General features: G+C 36.5%; 18 protein-coding genes. 15 read left to right on the forward strand and 3 right to left on the reverse strand.

Features of this window, described 5'->3' with window-relative positions:
* Positions 1-13: 13 nt before the first annotated feature.
* The 12 genes from KO505_RS14690 to KO505_RS14745 all read left to right on the forward strand — a co-directional run bounded on the left by KO505_RS14690 (position 14) and on the right by KO505_RS14745 (position 9,364).
* A complete protein-coding gene (locus KO505_RS14690) occupies positions 14-985 on the forward strand; it encodes a KpsF/GutQ family sugar-phosphate isomerase (RefSeq protein ID WP_216056211.1) in 972 nt (323 codons plus the stop codon).
* Complete coding sequence (gene kdsC / locus KO505_RS14695; protein WP_216056212.1) at positions 985-1,551, forward strand: 3-deoxy-manno-octulosonate-8-phosphatase KdsC; 567 nt, start codon at positions 985-987, stop codon at positions 1,549-1,551. The genes KO505_RS14690 and kdsC overlap by 1 nt, the downstream gene beginning before the upstream one ends.
* A complete protein-coding gene (gene lptC, locus KO505_RS14700) occupies positions 1,551-2,099 on the forward strand; it encodes an LPS export ABC transporter periplasmic protein LptC (RefSeq protein WP_216056213.1) in 549 nt (182 codons plus the stop codon). Before kdsC ends, lptC begins: the two co-directional genes overlap by 1 nt.
* A 2-nt stretch (positions 2,100-2,101) precedes the next feature.
* Complete coding sequence (gene lptA / locus KO505_RS14705; protein WP_216056214.1) at positions 2,102-2,584, forward strand: lipopolysaccharide transport periplasmic protein LptA; 483 nt, start codon at positions 2,102-2,104, stop codon at positions 2,582-2,584.
* 30 nt (positions 2,585-2,614) lie between these two features.
* Positions 2,615-3,340, forward strand: coding sequence for an LPS export ABC transporter ATP-binding protein (gene lptB, locus KO505_RS14710; protein ID WP_216056215.1), 726 nt, complete (start codon positions 2,615-2,617; stop codon positions 3,338-3,340).
* A 51-nt stretch (positions 3,341-3,391) separates the two neighbouring features.
* The gene (locus KO505_RS14715) at positions 3,392-4,885 is read left to right on the forward strand and encodes an RNA polymerase factor sigma-54 (RefSeq protein WP_216056216.1); all 1,494 of its coding nucleotides are present in this window, start codon (positions 3,392-3,394) and stop codon (positions 4,883-4,885) included.
* 33 nt (positions 4,886-4,918) lie between these two features.
* Positions 4,919-5,206, forward strand: coding sequence for a ribosome hibernation promoting factor (gene hpf, locus KO505_RS14720; RefSeq protein WP_216056217.1), 288 nt, complete (start codon positions 4,919-4,921; stop codon positions 5,204-5,206).
* Positions 5,207-5,297: 91 nt separating this feature from the next.
* On the forward strand, positions 5,298-5,747 hold the full coding sequence (gene ptsN, locus KO505_RS14725) for a PTS IIA-like nitrogen regulatory protein PtsN (protein WP_216056218.1): 450 nt from the start codon (positions 5,298-5,300) through the stop codon (positions 5,745-5,747).
* On the forward strand, positions 5,748-6,617 hold the full coding sequence (rapZ, locus tag KO505_RS14730) for an RNase adapter RapZ (protein ID WP_216056219.1): 870 nt from the start codon (positions 5,748-5,750) through the stop codon (positions 6,615-6,617). It abuts the gene before it with no gap.
* Positions 6,607-6,879, forward strand: coding sequence for an HPr family phosphocarrier protein (locus KO505_RS14735; protein WP_216056220.1), 273 nt, complete (start codon positions 6,607-6,609; stop codon positions 6,877-6,879). The genes rapZ and KO505_RS14735 overlap by 11 nt, the downstream gene beginning before the upstream one ends.
* 141 nt (positions 6,880-7,020) lie before the next feature.
* The gene (gene mgtE / locus KO505_RS14740; RefSeq protein ID WP_216056221.1) at positions 7,021-8,376 is read left to right on the forward strand and encodes a magnesium transporter; all 1,356 of its coding nucleotides are present in this window, start codon (positions 7,021-7,023) and stop codon (positions 8,374-8,376) included.
* Between the two features lie 142 nt (positions 8,377-8,518).
* The gene (locus KO505_RS14745) at positions 8,519-9,364 is read left to right on the forward strand and encodes a S1 RNA-binding domain-containing protein (protein ID WP_216056222.1); all 846 of its coding nucleotides are present in this window, start codon (positions 8,519-8,521) and stop codon (positions 9,362-9,364) included.
* A 53-nt stretch (positions 9,365-9,417) separates the two neighbouring features.
* Here the strand turns inward: KO505_RS14745 and KO505_RS14750 are convergent, their stop codons facing one another.
* The gene (locus KO505_RS14750; RefSeq protein WP_216056223.1) at positions 9,418-10,677 is read right to left on the reverse strand and encodes an acyltransferase family protein; all 1,260 of its coding nucleotides are present in this window, start codon (positions 10,675-10,677) and stop codon (positions 9,418-9,420) included.
* 181 nt (positions 10,678-10,858) lie between these two features.
* On the opposite strand from KO505_RS14750, the gene KO505_RS14755 reads away from it, so the two are divergent.
* Entirely contained in the window at positions 10,859-11,716 is an 858-nt protein-coding gene (locus KO505_RS14755) for a LytTR family DNA-binding domain-containing protein (RefSeq protein ID WP_216056224.1), read from the forward strand.
* 93 nt (positions 11,717-11,809) lie between these two features.
* Here KO505_RS14755 and KO505_RS14760 read toward each other — a convergent pair whose 3' ends face one another.
* Positions 11,810-12,094 carry a peptidylprolyl isomerase gene (locus tag KO505_RS14760; RefSeq protein ID WP_216056225.1) on the reverse strand — a complete coding sequence of 95 codons (285 nt, stop codon included), beginning with the start codon at positions 12,092-12,094 and terminating at the stop codon, positions 11,810-11,812.
* Positions 12,095-12,324: 230 nt separating this feature from the next.
* Between KO505_RS14760 and KO505_RS14765 the strand changes: the two genes are divergently transcribed.
* A complete protein-coding gene (locus tag KO505_RS14765) occupies positions 12,325-14,409 on the forward strand; it encodes a transcriptional regulator (protein WP_216056226.1) in 2,085 nt (694 codons plus the stop codon).
* Between the two features lie 125 nt (positions 14,410-14,534).
* A complete protein-coding gene (locus tag KO505_RS14770) occupies positions 14,535-14,801 on the forward strand; it encodes a hypothetical protein (protein ID WP_216056227.1) in 267 nt (88 codons plus the stop codon).
* Positions 14,802-15,085: 284 nt separating this feature from the next.
* On the opposite strand, the gene KO505_RS14775 is transcribed toward KO505_RS14770, so the two are convergent.
* A complete protein-coding gene (locus KO505_RS14775) occupies positions 15,086-16,963 on the reverse strand; it encodes a DUF885 domain-containing protein (RefSeq protein ID WP_216056228.1) in 1,878 nt (625 codons plus the stop codon).
* Positions 16,964-17,066: the final 103 nt, after the last annotated feature.

Consider the following 17,066-nt stretch of genomic DNA (forward strand, 5'->3'; position numbering starts at 1 on the left):
TTACTAGTTAACTATGAGTCTTTCTCAATTTTCACAGTCTGCATTACAAGTCATTAATATTGAGTTACAAGCGATTGCAAATTTAACAAAGTCAATTGATCATCAATTTGAACAAAGTTGTGAAACCATATTAAATTGTAGTGGCAGAGTCATAGTGACAGGTATGGGGAAATCAGGACATGTTGCCAATAAAATTGCCGCAACATTAGCAAGTACAGGTACTCCTTCTTTTTTTGTTCATCCAGGTGAAGCTAGCCATGGTGATTTAGGCATGTTCACCAAAAGTGATATTGTCTTGGCATTGTCAAATAGCGGAGAAACCGCAGAGATCATAACCTTGCTTCCTGTTCTAAAACGATTAGGTTGCACGCTTATTGCCATGACGGGTAATGATAAATCTACCTTAGCCGTTAATAGTGACTTCCATTTAAATGCTGCTGTAACTGAAGAAGCATGTCCATTAGGGTTAGCTCCAACAGCTTCAACAACAGCTGCTTTAGTTTTGGGTGATGCTTTAGCCGTTACTTTGTTAGAGGCCAGAGGTTTCACCGCCGAAGACTTTGCTTTAAGTCACCCTGGAGGCTCTTTAGGTCGCAAACTGTTACTAACCACTAAAGATATTATGCATACTGGCAGTCGAATACCATTAGTCACTGAAGCGGCATCGTTAAAACAAGCTATATTAGAAATGTCGAAAAAAGGTTTGGGCATGACTGGAATAGTTAATGAACAGGGACAACTTAGTGGCATTTTTACTGACGGTGATTTACGCCGTTGCTTAGATCAAGATAAACCAATAAATGAAATTATGATCACTGACATGATGACGCGAAACTCTGTTACCGCTCAAGCAAATACATTAGCTGCGCAAACTCTAAATATCATGGAAGCTAAGAAAATTAATAGCTTGTTTGTATTAGATGATACAAATAAACCAATTGGCGCATTAAACATGCATGACTTATTAAGAGCAGGTGTCATTTAATGGAATTATATACTCAGTGGTATCAAGCTATCGCTCCGTCGGTTCAAGCAAAAGCAAAAGATATTAAATTGTTAATTTGTGATATTGATGGCGTATTTTCTGACGGTTCAGTTATTTTAGGCAATAGCGGTGAAGAAATGAAAGCCTTCAATACTAAAGATGGGTTTGGTATTAGAGCCTTAATGGCAGCTGGTGTCGAAGTTGCCGTCATAACGGGACGTAAATCGACTTTACTCGAAATTAGAATGAAAGGACTCGGTGTTAATCATATTTATCAAGGTATGGAAGACAAAGTTTTGGGTTACCGAGAGCTACTTAATAATCTTAACCTTACACACGAACAAGTTGCCTATATTGGTGATGACATTCCAGATGTCCCGGTAATGAAATTAGTCAATTTAGCGGTATCAGTTAATGACGGTCATCCATACGTAAAAAGTATTTCTGATATGGTTACAACCAATAATGGTGGTCGTGGTGCAGTTCGTGAATTAACTGACTTTTTAATTATGATGCAAAAAGGCGAAGAATATCTCACGACGCATTTTGAGGGAACGAGCGCTTAATGAATATTAGACTGATAATATTACTAAGCTTTTTAGTCGTCAGTTTTCTTTGGTGGTTGCCCACATTAGATAGCGAAGATACGGTAAATAGTGACACATTAAGTGACTTAATACCTGAATATACTGCAACCTTCCTACATCAAGAGTTGTTTGATAAAGACGGCAACATTGAACAACAAGTGTTTTCACAAAAGATGGAACATTACGCCGACTTGTCTCTAACTCACTTTAAAAAACCTGAATTTATCATTTATCAAGACAACAAACCTTTTTGGCGTTTATCGGCAAAAATCGGGAATATGCAAGATGGTTTATTACTATTAGAAGAGTCCGTGAGTATGTTACAAGTTTCTGATAATGAATTTGTAAATTCAATCACGACCGAATTTTTAGAAATTAATTTAAACACGAATATGGTCACCACTGACAATGACATTACGATTCAAGGTAAAAATGTTACGGTTCAAGGCAAAGGATTAACAGCGGATCTTGAACTCGGAACTCTCAGCTTGGTTAACCACGTTAAAACGATAATTAAAGGCTCATAGTTATGTATATAAATAAAATAATCACCGGCTTTTGCTCCATGTTACTTCTATTTTCTAGCATAGTGTCGGCATCAGAAGACTTAATTATTGATGCTGATAATCAAGATTTAGATTACAAAAACAATACCCTCTACTTCTCAGGTAATGTGGTTGTTAAACAAGGTAGTGTTACCATCAAAGCGGATGAGTTATTTGTTATCACAAAAGAAGGCAACAGCGATAAATTAATCGCGAAAGGCACGCCAGCAATATTTTCGCAAAAAGAACAAAATAACCAAGAGCTATCAGCCCAAGCATTAGAAATAACCTACTTAGTTGAAGCGCAAGTATTGCAACTGGCTGGCTCCGCTAAATTCCAACAAGGTGGATCTGTGGTTGAAAGTGCTAAAATTGAATTTGATCTCAAAGCACAGCGCGTTAAAGCGGAAGGCGATGAAAGCCAAAATGGTCGAGTGACAACTCGTTTAAAAACCAAAAAAGATTAATACCAACATCTACTAACTTAGAGAAATTTTATGTCCACTTTAGTCGCCACACATTTAGCTAAGTCATACAACAAACGTCAAGTTGTCAAAGATGTGAGTTTAACAGTACATGCTGGAGAGGTGGTTGGTTTATTGGGTCCAAATGGCGCTGGTAAAACAACCACTTTTTATATGATTGTAGGATTAGTGCCTAACGATAAAGGCAGCATCACATTAAATGATGTAGACCTAAGCCACGAACCTATGCACGTACGAGCTCGCCAAGGCATAGGGTATTTACCACAAGAAACATCTATCTTTCGAAAGTTATCTGTATCTCAAAACATCATGGCTGTGCTTGAAATGCGCAAAGATTTAAATGCCAATGAAAAAGCCGATAAGTTAGACGATCTGATCTCTGAATTTCATATTGAACATATCAGAGACAGCGATGGTATGGCCCTATCTGGTGGAGAACGCCGTCGAGTAGAAATCGCCAGAGCATTAGCTGCTGACCCGAAAATAATTTTATTAGATGAACCATTTGCTGGTGTAGATCCTATATCGGTTATAGATATTAAAAAGATAATTCAACAACTTACAGCCAAAGGTATTGGCGTTCTAATTACCGACCATAATGTGCGAGAAACACTTGATGTCTGCGAAAAAGCGTATATCGTAAGTCATGGAGAACTCATTGCGGAAGGAACTCCTGAACAAGTTTTAGCAAGTGAAATTGTAAAACAAGTATACCTAGGCGATCAGTTCAAGTTATAGTAACTATCACTTACGAGTAATCAGTTAAACGCGTTTAAGTAACGGAATTAAATGAGACCTACATTACAACTCAGAATGGGTCAGCAGTTAACAATGACCCCTCAACTGCAACAAGCTATTCGTTTATTGCAATTATCTTCATTGGAATTACAACAGGAAATTCAAGAAGCTCTTGATAGTAACCCGTTGTTAGATGGTGAAGACGAACAGCAATCACAAGATCTTGATGCAGAATATGATGGTGACCTTAAATCATTGCAGGAAGGTACATTAGACACGACTTCCGATGACGACAATGAGTGGTCTCAAGAAGAGATGAGTTCGAACGAAGCTTTGCAAAGTGAAACCATTTCTGAAGAACTCCCAATGGACTCAACGTGGGATGACTACATGAGTGCTGCTCCTGCGAGTTCAGGTCCCGCTTATGAAGGTGAAGACACCGTATACCAAGGTGAGACAACTGAAAATATTCAAGACCATTTATTGTGGCAATTAAATTTATCTCCATTTACCGACGAAGACTTAGCCATCGCAACCGCCATTATTGATGCGGTTGATGAAAAAGGGTTCTTAACTATCTCTACTGAGGATATTGTTGAAAGCATTGACAATGAAGACGTTGAAATAGAAGAAGTTGAAGCGGTACTTAAACGAATTCAGCATTTTGACCCTGTTGGCGTTGCAGCCCGTAATTTACAAGAGTGTTTGTCTATTCAATTAAAACGATTTTCTGACGACACGCCTTGGAAAAACGAAGCTATAGATGTCATCGACAACTACATTGATTTATTAGCCAATCGTGATTACCGCACTCTGTTACGTAAAGCCAAATTAAAAGAACCAGAATTAAAAGACATTCTGGAACTGATCCAACAACTAAATCCTAACCCTGCCAGTATCGTTATTAAAGACGAAATTGACTACGTGATCCCTGATGTAAGTGTGGTGAAGAAAAAAGGCCGTTGGATAGTTGAGCTAAATCCAAATTCTATGCCTAAACTTAAAATAAATGAACAATATGCATCGTTAAGTAAGACATCAAAAAATGCCAACGATACTCAATTTGTTCGTTCTCACTTACAAGAAGCTAAATGGTTTATTAAGAGTTTAGAAAGCAGAAATGACACATTATTAAAAGTATCTAATTGTATTGTTCAGCAGCAACAGGCGTTTTTTGAATATGGTCCTGAAGCAATGAAACCTATGGTACTCAATGATGTTGCCGAAATGGTCGATATGCACGAATCAACTATATCTAGGGTTACCACCCATAAATATATGCATACACCTAGAGGAATTTTTGAACTTAAATACTTCTTCTCAAGTCATGTTAGTACTGAGAATGGTGGTGAATGTTCATCTACTGCAATTAGAGCCCTCATTAGAAAGCTCGTTGCAGCAGAAAACCAAGCAAAACCGTTAAGTGATAGTAAGATTGCAGAAATTTTGGCTGACCAAGGTATCCAAGTCGCCAGAAGAACCATTGCAAAATACCGGGAATCGTTAAACATTCCCCCTTCAAACCAAAGAAAACGTTTGGTGTAAGCCAAGTAAAACTTAATACAGAAGGAATTTCTTATGCAAATAAACCTAACATGTCGTCATATTGACACTACTGAATCTTTAAAAGAATATGTCGATACAAAATTTGCCAAATTAGAGCGACATTTTGATCATATTAATAACGTCCATGTGATTTTAGACGTTGAGAAACTAGCACAGAAAGCAGAAGCAACCATGCACGTAAATGGTGGGGAGTTGTTCGCAACCTCTGAGCATACCGACATGTATGCGGCCATCGATTCATTAATCGATAAGCTTGACCGACAGGTCATTAAACACAAAGAAAAATTAACCAAACATTAATTTAATCATTATTCTGGAAATACCAAGGACGGTATTTCGTAACCTTACCTTTTGAGTACACTTCAAAAGTAAATGTAGTAAATGAACGTCAATGAACCTTAAGTTTCTTCTCCAACCAGAAAGTACAAAACGATTAACTAACTGTGCGAGTAAAAAGAAAGTGCTCGAACAAATCGCACTATTAGCCAGTGAACAACTCCCTGACCACTCATTTGATGACATATTAGAAAGTCTGATGAATAGAGAGAAGTTAGGCAGTACCGGAATAGGCAATGGAATTGCTATCCCTCATGGAAAACTAACTAACATAAAAAAAGCCGTAGCTGTTTTTCTGGTTAATCAAGATGCGATCAATTACGACGCCATTGATAAACGTCCCGTTGATATTTTTTGCGCCTTATTAGTTCCGGCAGATCAATGTGATACCCACTTGTCTACACTTGCATCTATTGCTAAGTTATTAGATAACAAAGAAACAGTTAAAAATTTACGCCGAGCTGAAACAGACCTCGACGTTTACAACATAGTTGAAGCAGCATAGATGCATATATTTATAGTCAGTGGTAGGTCAGGTTCAGGGAAGACAGTCGTTCTAAGGGTTTTAGAAGATCTTGGCTATTATTGTGTTGATAACCTACCTGTCAATTTATTACCCGCGTTATCTCATTCTCTTGAAAAAAATTACGACCAAGTTGCCGTAAGTATAGACGTGAGAAATTTACCCACCTCTGAACAAGAATTAATGGATAACCTTGATTTCTTACCAAAGGGCGTCAATGTCACCGTTTTATATATTGATGCTAGTGATGAGGTTTTGATCAGACGATACAGCGAGACCCGTCGTCTGCATCCCCTTTCAAGAGGCGAGTCGTCTTTACCAGAAGCGATTTCACAGGAACGTAAATTATTAGATGAATTAGCTAACCGTGCTGATTTATACATAGATACTTCTCAACTTAATGTACATCAATTAACTGAGATGGTACGAGAGAAGATATTAGGTAAGTCATCAAAAGAACTGGTATTAACCTTTGAATCATTTGGTTTTAAATACGGTGTGCCTAATGATATCGATTTTGTATTTGACGCTCGTTTTTTACCTAATCCTCATTGGGAGCCAGAATTAAGACCGCTTACGGGTTTAGATTTACCGGTTAGAGAGTTTCTTGCTGGCGAGCCTTTAGTGAATAAATTTGTTTTTCAAATTAATAATTTTATGTCCACTTGGTTACCACATTTAGAACGAAATAACCGTAGTTACCTGACTATTGCTATTGGTTGTACTGGTGGTAAACATAGATCCGTTTATATTGCAGAAACATTAGCTAGACAGTTTAAGTCCAGAGATAAAAACATCCGAGTCCGCCACCGTGAAATGGCCCGTTACGAAAGTGAAAAAGATGGAAAGTAGTCGCACCGTAAAAATAGAAAATAAATTAGGCTTGCATGCAAGAGCAGCAACTAAATTAGCTCAATTAGCTCAACAATTTGATGCTTCTGTCACCCTGACTCAGGCCGATAAAACGGCCAATGCTGATAGTGTTATGGCACTATTAATGTTGGCGAGTAATCAAGGCAAAGAGGTAACTATCTCTGCAACAGGAAATGATGCTGAAGAAGCCGTTAATATGATCTGCCAATTAATCAGTAATAAATTTGACGAAGACGAGTAACCTTCACTCCTATATTTTATTAACACAAAAATCAAAGAGTTACTGTTCAAGATAACGCTTGTGCGTTAAACTTTCTCTATATTCCTATTTTGTCTGAAAATATATAAATCAGACTCAAACAAGCATATTCACGATGGGGCTATGCCAGAGCTACTAGAACAAGAATATAACATTCCTATTGATGAACTTAATACCGCGCTTAACAGTGGTATGTTTGTCCACGTTCGAAATATGCTTGAGTCACTTCCGGCTTCCGATATTGCATTATTACTTCATTCTTCCCCACCTAAAGCTAGGACTGTTATTTGGCAACTTATCGACGCCAATATTCAAGGTGAAGTATTAGAAGAACTATCAGATGAAGTTCGTAATCCTATCTTAAAAAATATGAGTCCAGAAAAAGTAGCTGAAGCTGCCGGTAATTTGGACGATGATGACTTTGCCGACGTTTTACGCGGTATGCCAGATGCTGTGTTTAAGAAAGTACTAAAAAGCATGGATAAACAAGACCAAGCTCGTGCCAAACGAGTAATGGCCTATGGTGAAGAAACAGCTGGCGCTCTAATGAATACCGATACCATTACGGTAAGGCCTGACGTTAGTGTTGATGTCATATTACGCTACTTACGATTAAAAGAATCTCTTCCAGATACTACCGATTATCTTTATGTCGTTGATAAAGATGACACTTTCATTGGCGAAGTATCTTTATCTGCACTATTAACATCTACCACTAGCAAACTCATTTCTGAAGTTATGGAAACAGATTTTGAGGTGATCCCTGCAACCATGCATGACTCTGAGGTTGCTTCCCTGTTTGAACGTTATAACTGGATCTCAGCTCCAGTAATAGACGAAAATGGTATCCTGTTAGGCCGTATTACTATCGATGACGTGGTTGACGTTATTCGTGAAGATGCCGAACACTCAATGATGAGCATGGCAGGTTTGGATGACGAAGAAGATACCTTCGCACCTGCAATTCAAAGTACGCGCAAACGTTCAGTTTGGTTAGGTGTTAATTTATTTACAGCTTTGTTAGCTGCGTTTGTTTCAAGTTTATTTGAATCAACTTTAGATGAACTAGCTGTATTAGCCATATTAAATACCATAGTACCAAGTATGGGTGGTGTTGCTGGTAGCCAAACCTTAACTTTGGTCATTCGTGGCATGGCCGTTGGCCATGTAACCCAAGCAAACTCCCGTTGGCTGTTAGGTAAAGAACTTGCTATAGGATTTTTCAACGGCCTTATCTGGTCAGTATTAATTGCCGGTGTTGTTGCCATCTGGAAACAAGACTTAATGTTAGGCGCTGTTATAGCCTTTGCTATGATGATGAATTTAGTTGCCGCAGGATTATCTGGTGTCTTAATTCCTCTAATGCTGAAAAAAATGAATATAGATCCTGCATTAGCTGGCAGCGTGATTTTAACCACGGTCACTGACATAGTTGGCATATTCGCATTTCTTGGAACGGCCACTTGGTTACTTATCTAACCCACCATAGCTATATTTTCGCCCTTATTTCCTAACTCTATAATCAAACTCAACACCGTTTACCTTAATCTCTTGGTATTCAAAGATTAAAGGTTATAATGCCAACAATATTTTTACCCTTGTTATTTATCAGGATCTTTTCATGTCTCAAATTGGTCAATCTTGCAACTTAGATGTCATCAAAGCCGTCGACTTTGGCTTTTATTTAGATGGTGGAGAGTTAGGTGAGATATTACTCCCTCGCAAACACGCACGCCCTGATTTAAAAGCAGGTGATGATGTAAATGTATTTTTATACTTAGATTCAGATGATCGCCCTATTGCCACTACACAAAGACCGAAAGCTAAAGTCGGTCAATTTGCTTATTTAAAAGTAAAAGAAGTGGGCCGTTTTGGTGCTTTTATGGACTGGGGATTAGATAAAGACTTACTAGTACCTTATGGCGAACAGCACAAACCACTTGAAGAAGGTTTATTTTATCTTGTTCGTGTTTATATTGACGATATGGATCAACGTATTACAGGCTCTACAAAAGTTGATCGTTTCTTAGTTGAAGATGGTACTGACCAGTTTGAACCTAACCAAGCGGTTGAATTAATCATTGCCAATACAACAGACTTAGGGTTTAAAGCCATTATTAATCATACTCATTGGGGAGTATTGTTCTCCGATGAAGTCCATCAAAGGTTGAGTTTTGGTCAAGACAAAAAAGGTTATATCAAACGTGTACGTCATGACGGAAAAATTGATTTAACCTTACACGGTGGTCAAAAAACCAGAGATAAATTTGCCAAAATCATTATTGAATTTTTAGAAAAAGAAAACGGGTTTGCTGCGGTTCACGATAAATCTGATCCCGCATTAATTTCTCAATTATTTGGTATGAGTAAAGCGGCATTTAAACGTGCAATTGGCGGATTATATAAAGATGGCACTATCTCTATTTCAAAATCTGGTATTCGTTTAATTGAAAACGAAGATAAATAACCAGAGTTAAAAATATGAGCGTTTTCATCTAAAAACGCTCATATGTTTTATTGCTACAATAGAATTTCTAAACCAAAAGGAATGATAATCACAGCCGCAATAAAATAGCCTGCCTTTTTAATATTAGGTGAGTAGCTGTGTTTTAATTGAACGCCAAATAACACTCGTAATAGCTCAACGCGCCTTATTATTTCAAAACTGGCAATACAAGCGGCAAAAGAAATTAACAACACTAATACCCCTTCCAAAGCTATTCCCAATGAAAACCTTGAAAGCTCAAACCCTACCGCAATTATAATAGTTTGATGCACAATGTAATATGGATAAACTGCATCAGATAAATAACTAAGCTGCTTTGAAGGTTTATTTAAATAACGACTTGCAAGTCCCATCACAGCCAAAACCCATAACACTCTATCTAAGCTATAAAGAAAATTACCCGCTACGAGTAACACTTTATTAGTATTTTCATCAGCTCCTAGCCAAACTAAATTATAAAAAGTGATCAAGGATAGATATAACACCAGAGATATTATTAATAGCTTTTTGTAGTGTTCCGTAACCCGTTGCCAAAAAACTGGATGCCAGCCAATCAAATAACCATATATCAAACAAATAAAGCCAAGTGCATTACGATGTTGGTCCGACTCCATACTGAGTTGAATAATAAAAATAGGCATAACTACCAGTAATATGGCGACAACGGCATTAAGGCTAAATAGTTTGTTCGTTAATTTTTCGATAAACCGACTGTTCAATAACGGTAACAAAGGCACTAAAAAAAGACTGTATTGCCACAATTCACGCAAATACCATAAATGATTAACATCAATGTGCGGCCAAATTCCAGGTTGATAATTAATGAATAACTCATGGTCATTTACAAAAAAAGCTTTATAGAACTGCCAATAGCTAAGGTTGAGATCACCGTTGAATGTCATTTCGTAATACAGTTGTGGAGGGATGATAACTAAAATGGCAAATAACAAAGGCAATAATAGCCTAATTGAGCGCAAGCCAATAAATTGCAACAGCGGAACTTTAACTAACACAAAGCGAATTGCAATACCCGAAATAAGCCACAAAACAGCCATTCGCCATGGGGACAATAACAACATGACATTGGCTAACCCCTCTGATAAATACTGACTTTTAATATGGTATCCCCAGTTAGCCACATACAACATACCTGTGTGATAAAAGATCAATAATCCAAAAACAATCACTCTTAACCAATCTAAATCGTAACGCCGATTTGGAATGTTAATTTGCTTAGGTATAAATAACGCCATAATTGGTAATGCTTTTTTCACAGTAACGCCTTCACTTCCTTTTAGTATTGATGGCAAGAGTGACAGAGGTTATGTGTTTTAAAACCTAAAAGTGCTTAATATACAATGAGTAGGGATAAGCGGTGGGATCCAGGGATAGTGGATAGTGGATAGTGGGATGTAATCATTGCAAAATACCTAGCTTCGTTCAACAATAGCCAACATGACAAAATTCCAACATTTTCAAAAGTATCAAGCTTGGTATGAAACCGCGATTGTTTCGGTTTATATCTTGCTCAATAATACAATTAACGCCACTTCCATGATCATGGAAGAAAGCCGTAATTCTGATACTTTACCTTTCTTAATCTGGCAGCCTTTTTTATTTGAATACTCCAGTGCGATAGGCTGGGTTTTGATGTTACCTGCTATAAGTTGGCTTTTAGACAAATCCCCACTGATGTCAGAAAAGTTTACACGTACTTTTTTTATCTATTTATCTGCCTCTGTTGTCTTTTCACTTTGCCACATAACAATCATGGTCTGGCTACGAAAATTGGTTTATTGGACTCAAAATTTGACCTACGAATTTGGTGATTTATTTTTTGAATTGATTTATGAATATCGAAAAGACCTCTGGTCATTTATGTTTTTTATTATGGCTATTTTAAGTTACCGTTTTATTTTCAGTCGGTTGCAGGGTGAGGCTAATAGCATAAACCTTGGTGAAGACAAACCTGTATCAAACAATATCGACCGCTTACTGGTAAAAAAATTAGGTAAAGAGTTTATTATTAAGGTGGAAGATATTGAGTGGTTTGAGTCTTCAGGGAATTATGTGAATTTGCATATTCAAGGGCGCGTTTATCCTATGCGTACGACCATGAACAACCTAATACAACAAATAGAAAATAAAGGCTTTTGTAGAATTCACCGCTGTTATGGTATTAACATGGATGCCGTTACTTCTATCACCCCTTTGAGTAGTGGCGATAGTGAAATAAAGCTAAATAACGGCAAGTTATTAAATTTATCCCGCCGATATAAAGAGGACTTCAAACTACAGCTTGATAAAATATAAATACCCGCCATTGGTATTGTCTAATCTTAACCACTTTTACTCTTATAGTATTGAAGTAATTACCAGAAGAAGATTGTTAATGGTTAAAACTGATTAACCATTACTACGATAAACCGTTTTAATTAAATGGTAACCAAATTGGGTTTTTATAGGTCCATGCACTTCTAAAATAGGTCTTCTGAACACTACATCATCGAATGCTTTTACCATATCACCTTTATTAAACTCACCAAGATCACCACCTTTTCTTTTTGATGGGCAGGTAGAATACTGTTTAGCTAACTTTTGAAAGTTATCACCTTTGTCTAATTTCTGTTTAATTTTTAATGCTTCTTCTTTGGTTTTAACCAAAATGTGATACGCCGATGCGCGTGCCATAACAACCTCTATTTAATTTAACCACTCTCAATACAATTATACCCTAATAATAAAACTATCGTTTTATTTCATACTTTTAATATTGATACTGAAAGTAAGTTATCTGTTTTTTATCTAATCTTATTGGTACAAAAACCTCATAGTAAGGTATGATTTTAAAAAATTTATCATCACCACTTCTAACGAAAATCATTGGTAGAAAGAACTAACTCAAAAAGAAGGAATTAACATTGAGCACGCTTTATGTGACGAACGACTGGGTATTTAACCTCTCTACTCTGACGATTTCTTTCACCCAAAGTGAACGCACAGTTACCTTAGACCCTAAACAAGCTAAAATTCTGTCCTATCTGATGAAACATGGCCAGGCTCCCGTGGCACGTGACAAATTATACTTTGAGATATACGGAAATGATCCAGCAAAATCAGATAGTACTATCAACCCTTATATATCCAAATTAAGACGACTTTTATCCCCCTCTCCTGATGCAAAAGAAAGCTACATAAAAACAATCCCTAAAGTTGGTTATCAATTTATAGTGCCATTTGTTATTGAACAACTGGAAATTGTGGAACCAACAAAAGTCGTAAGGCAAATTTCTGAAACGACACCATATTATCTGCAAACACCTCAACACAGCACGCAAAAACCGCCTGCGAGCTTTCAATACCAAAAAGTAATTTTTGCCTTTGTTGCCATATTAATTGTGATCTTAACCATTACTTTTGTTGTGACAAACCAGTTTACGAATACCACGCCTACTATGTTGAAAAGTACAAAGGTATTAGTTCATGATAAAGGCTCGGAAGGTGATTTTGACATCAGCTTTAATCAGCAGTTATTAATCTATGTGAATGAACAAAAAAGTGGCCTCAATACCATTCGGGTGAAAGATATGGATTCTGAGAAAATATCAGATTTGTATATGAGCCATGAAGGCAATATTTATTCCCCCGTTTTGTCCTCAGACCTAAGTAAAATCGTGTTTGCAAGTACCGAATCTGGGGTATGCACTATTTATAAAATGCAACTAACCGCAAACAATAGTGAATACGCTAGTGAAACACCAATCCCAATAGCCCCCTGCAGTGAAATAAATGCTTGGACAAAAATAGAATTTATTAACAATAACCAAGTTGCATTTATCTATTACAAAGACTATTCACAACCTGCAACGATCAAATTATTGGACTTGGAAAGTAAGAAATCGCATGTATTAATTTCCCCACCTCTTAATTCTTATGGAGACGTTGCCTTTAGTTATAATGCAAGATTAGACAAAATTGCATTTATCAGAAGTTTAGACAATAACAATAAATCGCTGTTCATTTACGATGTTAAAAGTACGGAGTTAAAAATGTTAACTTCATTGTCAGATTTCTCTTTTTACTTATCCTGGTTTAATAATAAAGAACTAGTCTTCATTAAAAATGATCAGGTCATACTGTTTAATACAAGCACGAAAAAAGAAACCATTATGTCAGTTCCAATCGCCAATCTTAAAAATATTGTTGTACGGAACGAAGATGTTTTTGGTAAAAAAGGAATTTGGAATCAGTGGGATATTTATCGTTTTGATATTAACACATTAACATTTACGCCTGAAATTGATTCCGATTATTCCGAATATTTACCATACCCTAAGTCTAAAGAACAAATGTATTATGCGGCTCATAAAGGTGGCAGTGTTCAAATTTGGTTAAAAAATAAAAATCAGCATCAGCAGATCACTCACTTCACTGACAAAAGAGCCATAAGCAGTTTTATAGTGACTGAAGAAAATATAGTTGTTTTAAATTCAAAAACCATATCCTTACTTAATCTGGAGGGTGAGATCCAATCTGAAATTAACAATGAATATAATCTCGACAGTGTTTTACAAATTAAAGACAACGTTATCTTTGCTATTGAACAAACATTAACAGGTACTTACCTTGTTAAATTTGAACTAGATACGCAAAAGCTGACTAAAATAAAGCAAGTTTTTAAAGCCGTATTTTCCGACGAGCTTTTTTATTACATCACAGCTGACAAACAACAGATAATCACCTTAGATAATAATGCTAACGACACTATTAACATATTTAACCTCCCTAAAAAGTTTCAGGATGGGTACTTATGGCACGTAATAAACAATAACTCTATCTTCGCTTCTGCTGATAATTGGACCATTATTGATATGACTACAGGTCAGAATAAATTTACAAATGACTTCCACTATCCTTTCGGTTACCTACATTGCAAAAATGTTGAAAACGCTTGTTTTTTTGTTGCCTTTTTACCCGGAAACACTGAAGTAATAAGGCTTAAATAAAAATATAAACGTAACACTTTTTTCAAAGTACTTATTGCTTAATTAGCCCCATACTCACTCCTACAAATTGCACAACAAACTGATTCATATTGAATAGGTGAATATTGCTTTTGGTAGGAGCTGTAATGAAAGTAATGACCGTCTTAACACTCTTGTTACTTTTATTTAGTTGGTCATCGCTTGCATATTTTGAGCGTTGTTTATTACCGCCCCAGCTGTGCGTAAACCCGCCCAATGAACCCACTACTCCACCAAAATATTTTGATCTTATTGAGCCAGAGTTAACACCATCAACGGCGTTAGCCATAGTCGAAAAAGATGATGATAAAAAAGCAAAGTCAAAAAAAACAGTGATACAAAAGAAAATCACCTTAAAAAAAGACCACTCCTAATTATGTGAATTGATTTGTTAAAGCTTTAAAACCTCCTTCTATTTGCTCCCAAGCATTACTCCCAAGGTAATTTTAGGAGGAGGTTTTCCTAACAAACGTAAACATCAGGAAATGAAAATGAACGATAAGCTAAAATCCATACTCATGTGTATACCTTCAATGTGTATTATTTTGGTATTTATTTATGCTGCGTTTTATATGCAATGAAATATCGTATTTTTAAAGTTATATATTCAAAAGCAAAAAAGGCGCTTATGCGCCTTTTTTAATATTAAAAAATTATACTATTTGTGTGTATTGACGTAGTCATCAAACATTAACTTACGAATAATTGGCACCGGTGCACTACCAAAACTTAAAAACTGATTATGGAAATCTTTTAAGTTAAATTTATCACCCGTCACCTTCTTTAATTCTTCTCTTAACTGATAGATTTCTGAGTAACCTGTAAAGTAACTTGTTAACTGAACTTGTGACAAGGTTGCTCTGCGCCATTTACCTGTAGCTTCAGATTTTTCTTGGAAAGCTTGGTTGATCATCATGTCTAGTGCTTCACTTTCAGTTAAGCCATTAACTTGAATACTGTAGTCCAAAATAGCATTCATGATCACACGTAAGTTCCACTTATAATACATTAACCAAAGTTCTGGCTCATTATCGCCATAACCTTCTTCAAGCATCATACGTTCTGTATAAACCGCCCAACCTTCGACCATGGCGCCATTTCCAAAGATAGATTTAACTAAGCTTTTCGATTTATTACTATGTACTAGTTGAGTGTAATGCCCAGGAACGGCCTCGTGGATGTTAAGCACTTGTAATAACCAATGATTGTATTCTCGTAAGTAACTCTCAGCTTCTTCATCATTAAAGTTATCCAGTGGTGTGACATTGTAATATGTATTAGCTTTTGCATCATAAGGCCCTGGAGCATTAATAGAAGCACCTGCAAAGCCTCGTTGATATTCAGGCGTTTCTCTAACCACTAATGGCTTGTCTTTATCCATGGTGATAAGATCATGTTTTGATACAAAAGCTTCTAGCTCAGGAATTTGTGCACGAATGCTATCCACAAAATCGTCTCTTTTAACGTGTTTAACCGATATATGATCAATAACGGCTTTAATCATCACTAATGGATCCTTGGGTTTAACAGTTCCTTCAAAATATTTAGGCCACAATTTATCCGCAATTTTTATCATCTCTTTATGCACACGATCTTTTTCACTTAAAGCTTTGTCATATAGCTCATTAGCGGCATAAGCCGAGAAAATATCAAACTTAAACTTTTGCTCATATAAGTCCTTGCCAATTCGAAAATCTTTAACGTTACTGCTGTTTTCTAATTCAATCACTTTGTTATCTAACCAGCTGATATAACCTTCAATAGCTGCAACGGCATCGGTTAAACGCTGGTTAAACACTTGTTTTTGAATCTCAGGCAATGAGGAGTTTTGTACTTTTTCAGAAATCGTTTTATTAAATAATCCTAACGTGCCCTTATTTTGTTGAGCAGCTAACTTGGTGTGCGTTAACGTTGGATTTATTAAATTTTGTTGTGCAGCCTGATAATACGCAGGCACATTTTTCATGCGCTCGATTATCGTACTGAGCCTTTCATTTAGTGGTTTATAATCTGTGTTAAGTATGACTCCAAAAACACCCGCTACATTGTAATTCGACGGGTCCCACTCTCCACTTTTTAATACCGTGCTGTACCAGATCCCTGACTCTATTTGATTTTTTAAAATATAATAATCACTGGCGTTGTTAGGGCTTAAGCCTTTAGGGTGAATAGCATTTAATTGCTCAAGTTGCTGTTGATAAAACGCTAATTCTTTTTCTGCGGTCTGTTCATTTGGAATCGGTAATAAAGTGTCATATTTATAAAACCCAACATAAACCGCATAACCTGGATTTAACTGCCAAAACTGGTCAATGAAAGACTCTGCAAACTTTGAAAAAGCGATATCTTGTGTGCTTTCAGTTTGGGGTTGGGTAATCTCAATTGAATTGTCCGGCGCCGTTCCTGGCTGACACGCCGTTAAGGTGCCTGCAACAAACACACTAGCAGCAACGGAACCAACAAGGGTTAATGTTTGTTTGATTTTAGTTTTAAACAGTGAATTATTAAACGACTTATAATAAGAAGTGGATGCCATGATATTCCCGTGTATTTATTGTTTTTTACTACTCTAATAATAAACAGAAGCGGTTACTAGTAAAAACGATGAATAGCTTTAATGGTAAGGCTGTTTGGTGCTG

The organism is Psychrosphaera sp. F3M07, assembly GCF_018860345.1.
GTDB classification, from domain to species: Bacteria; Pseudomonadota; Gammaproteobacteria; order Enterobacterales; family Alteromonadaceae; genus Psychrosphaera; species Psychrosphaera aquimarina.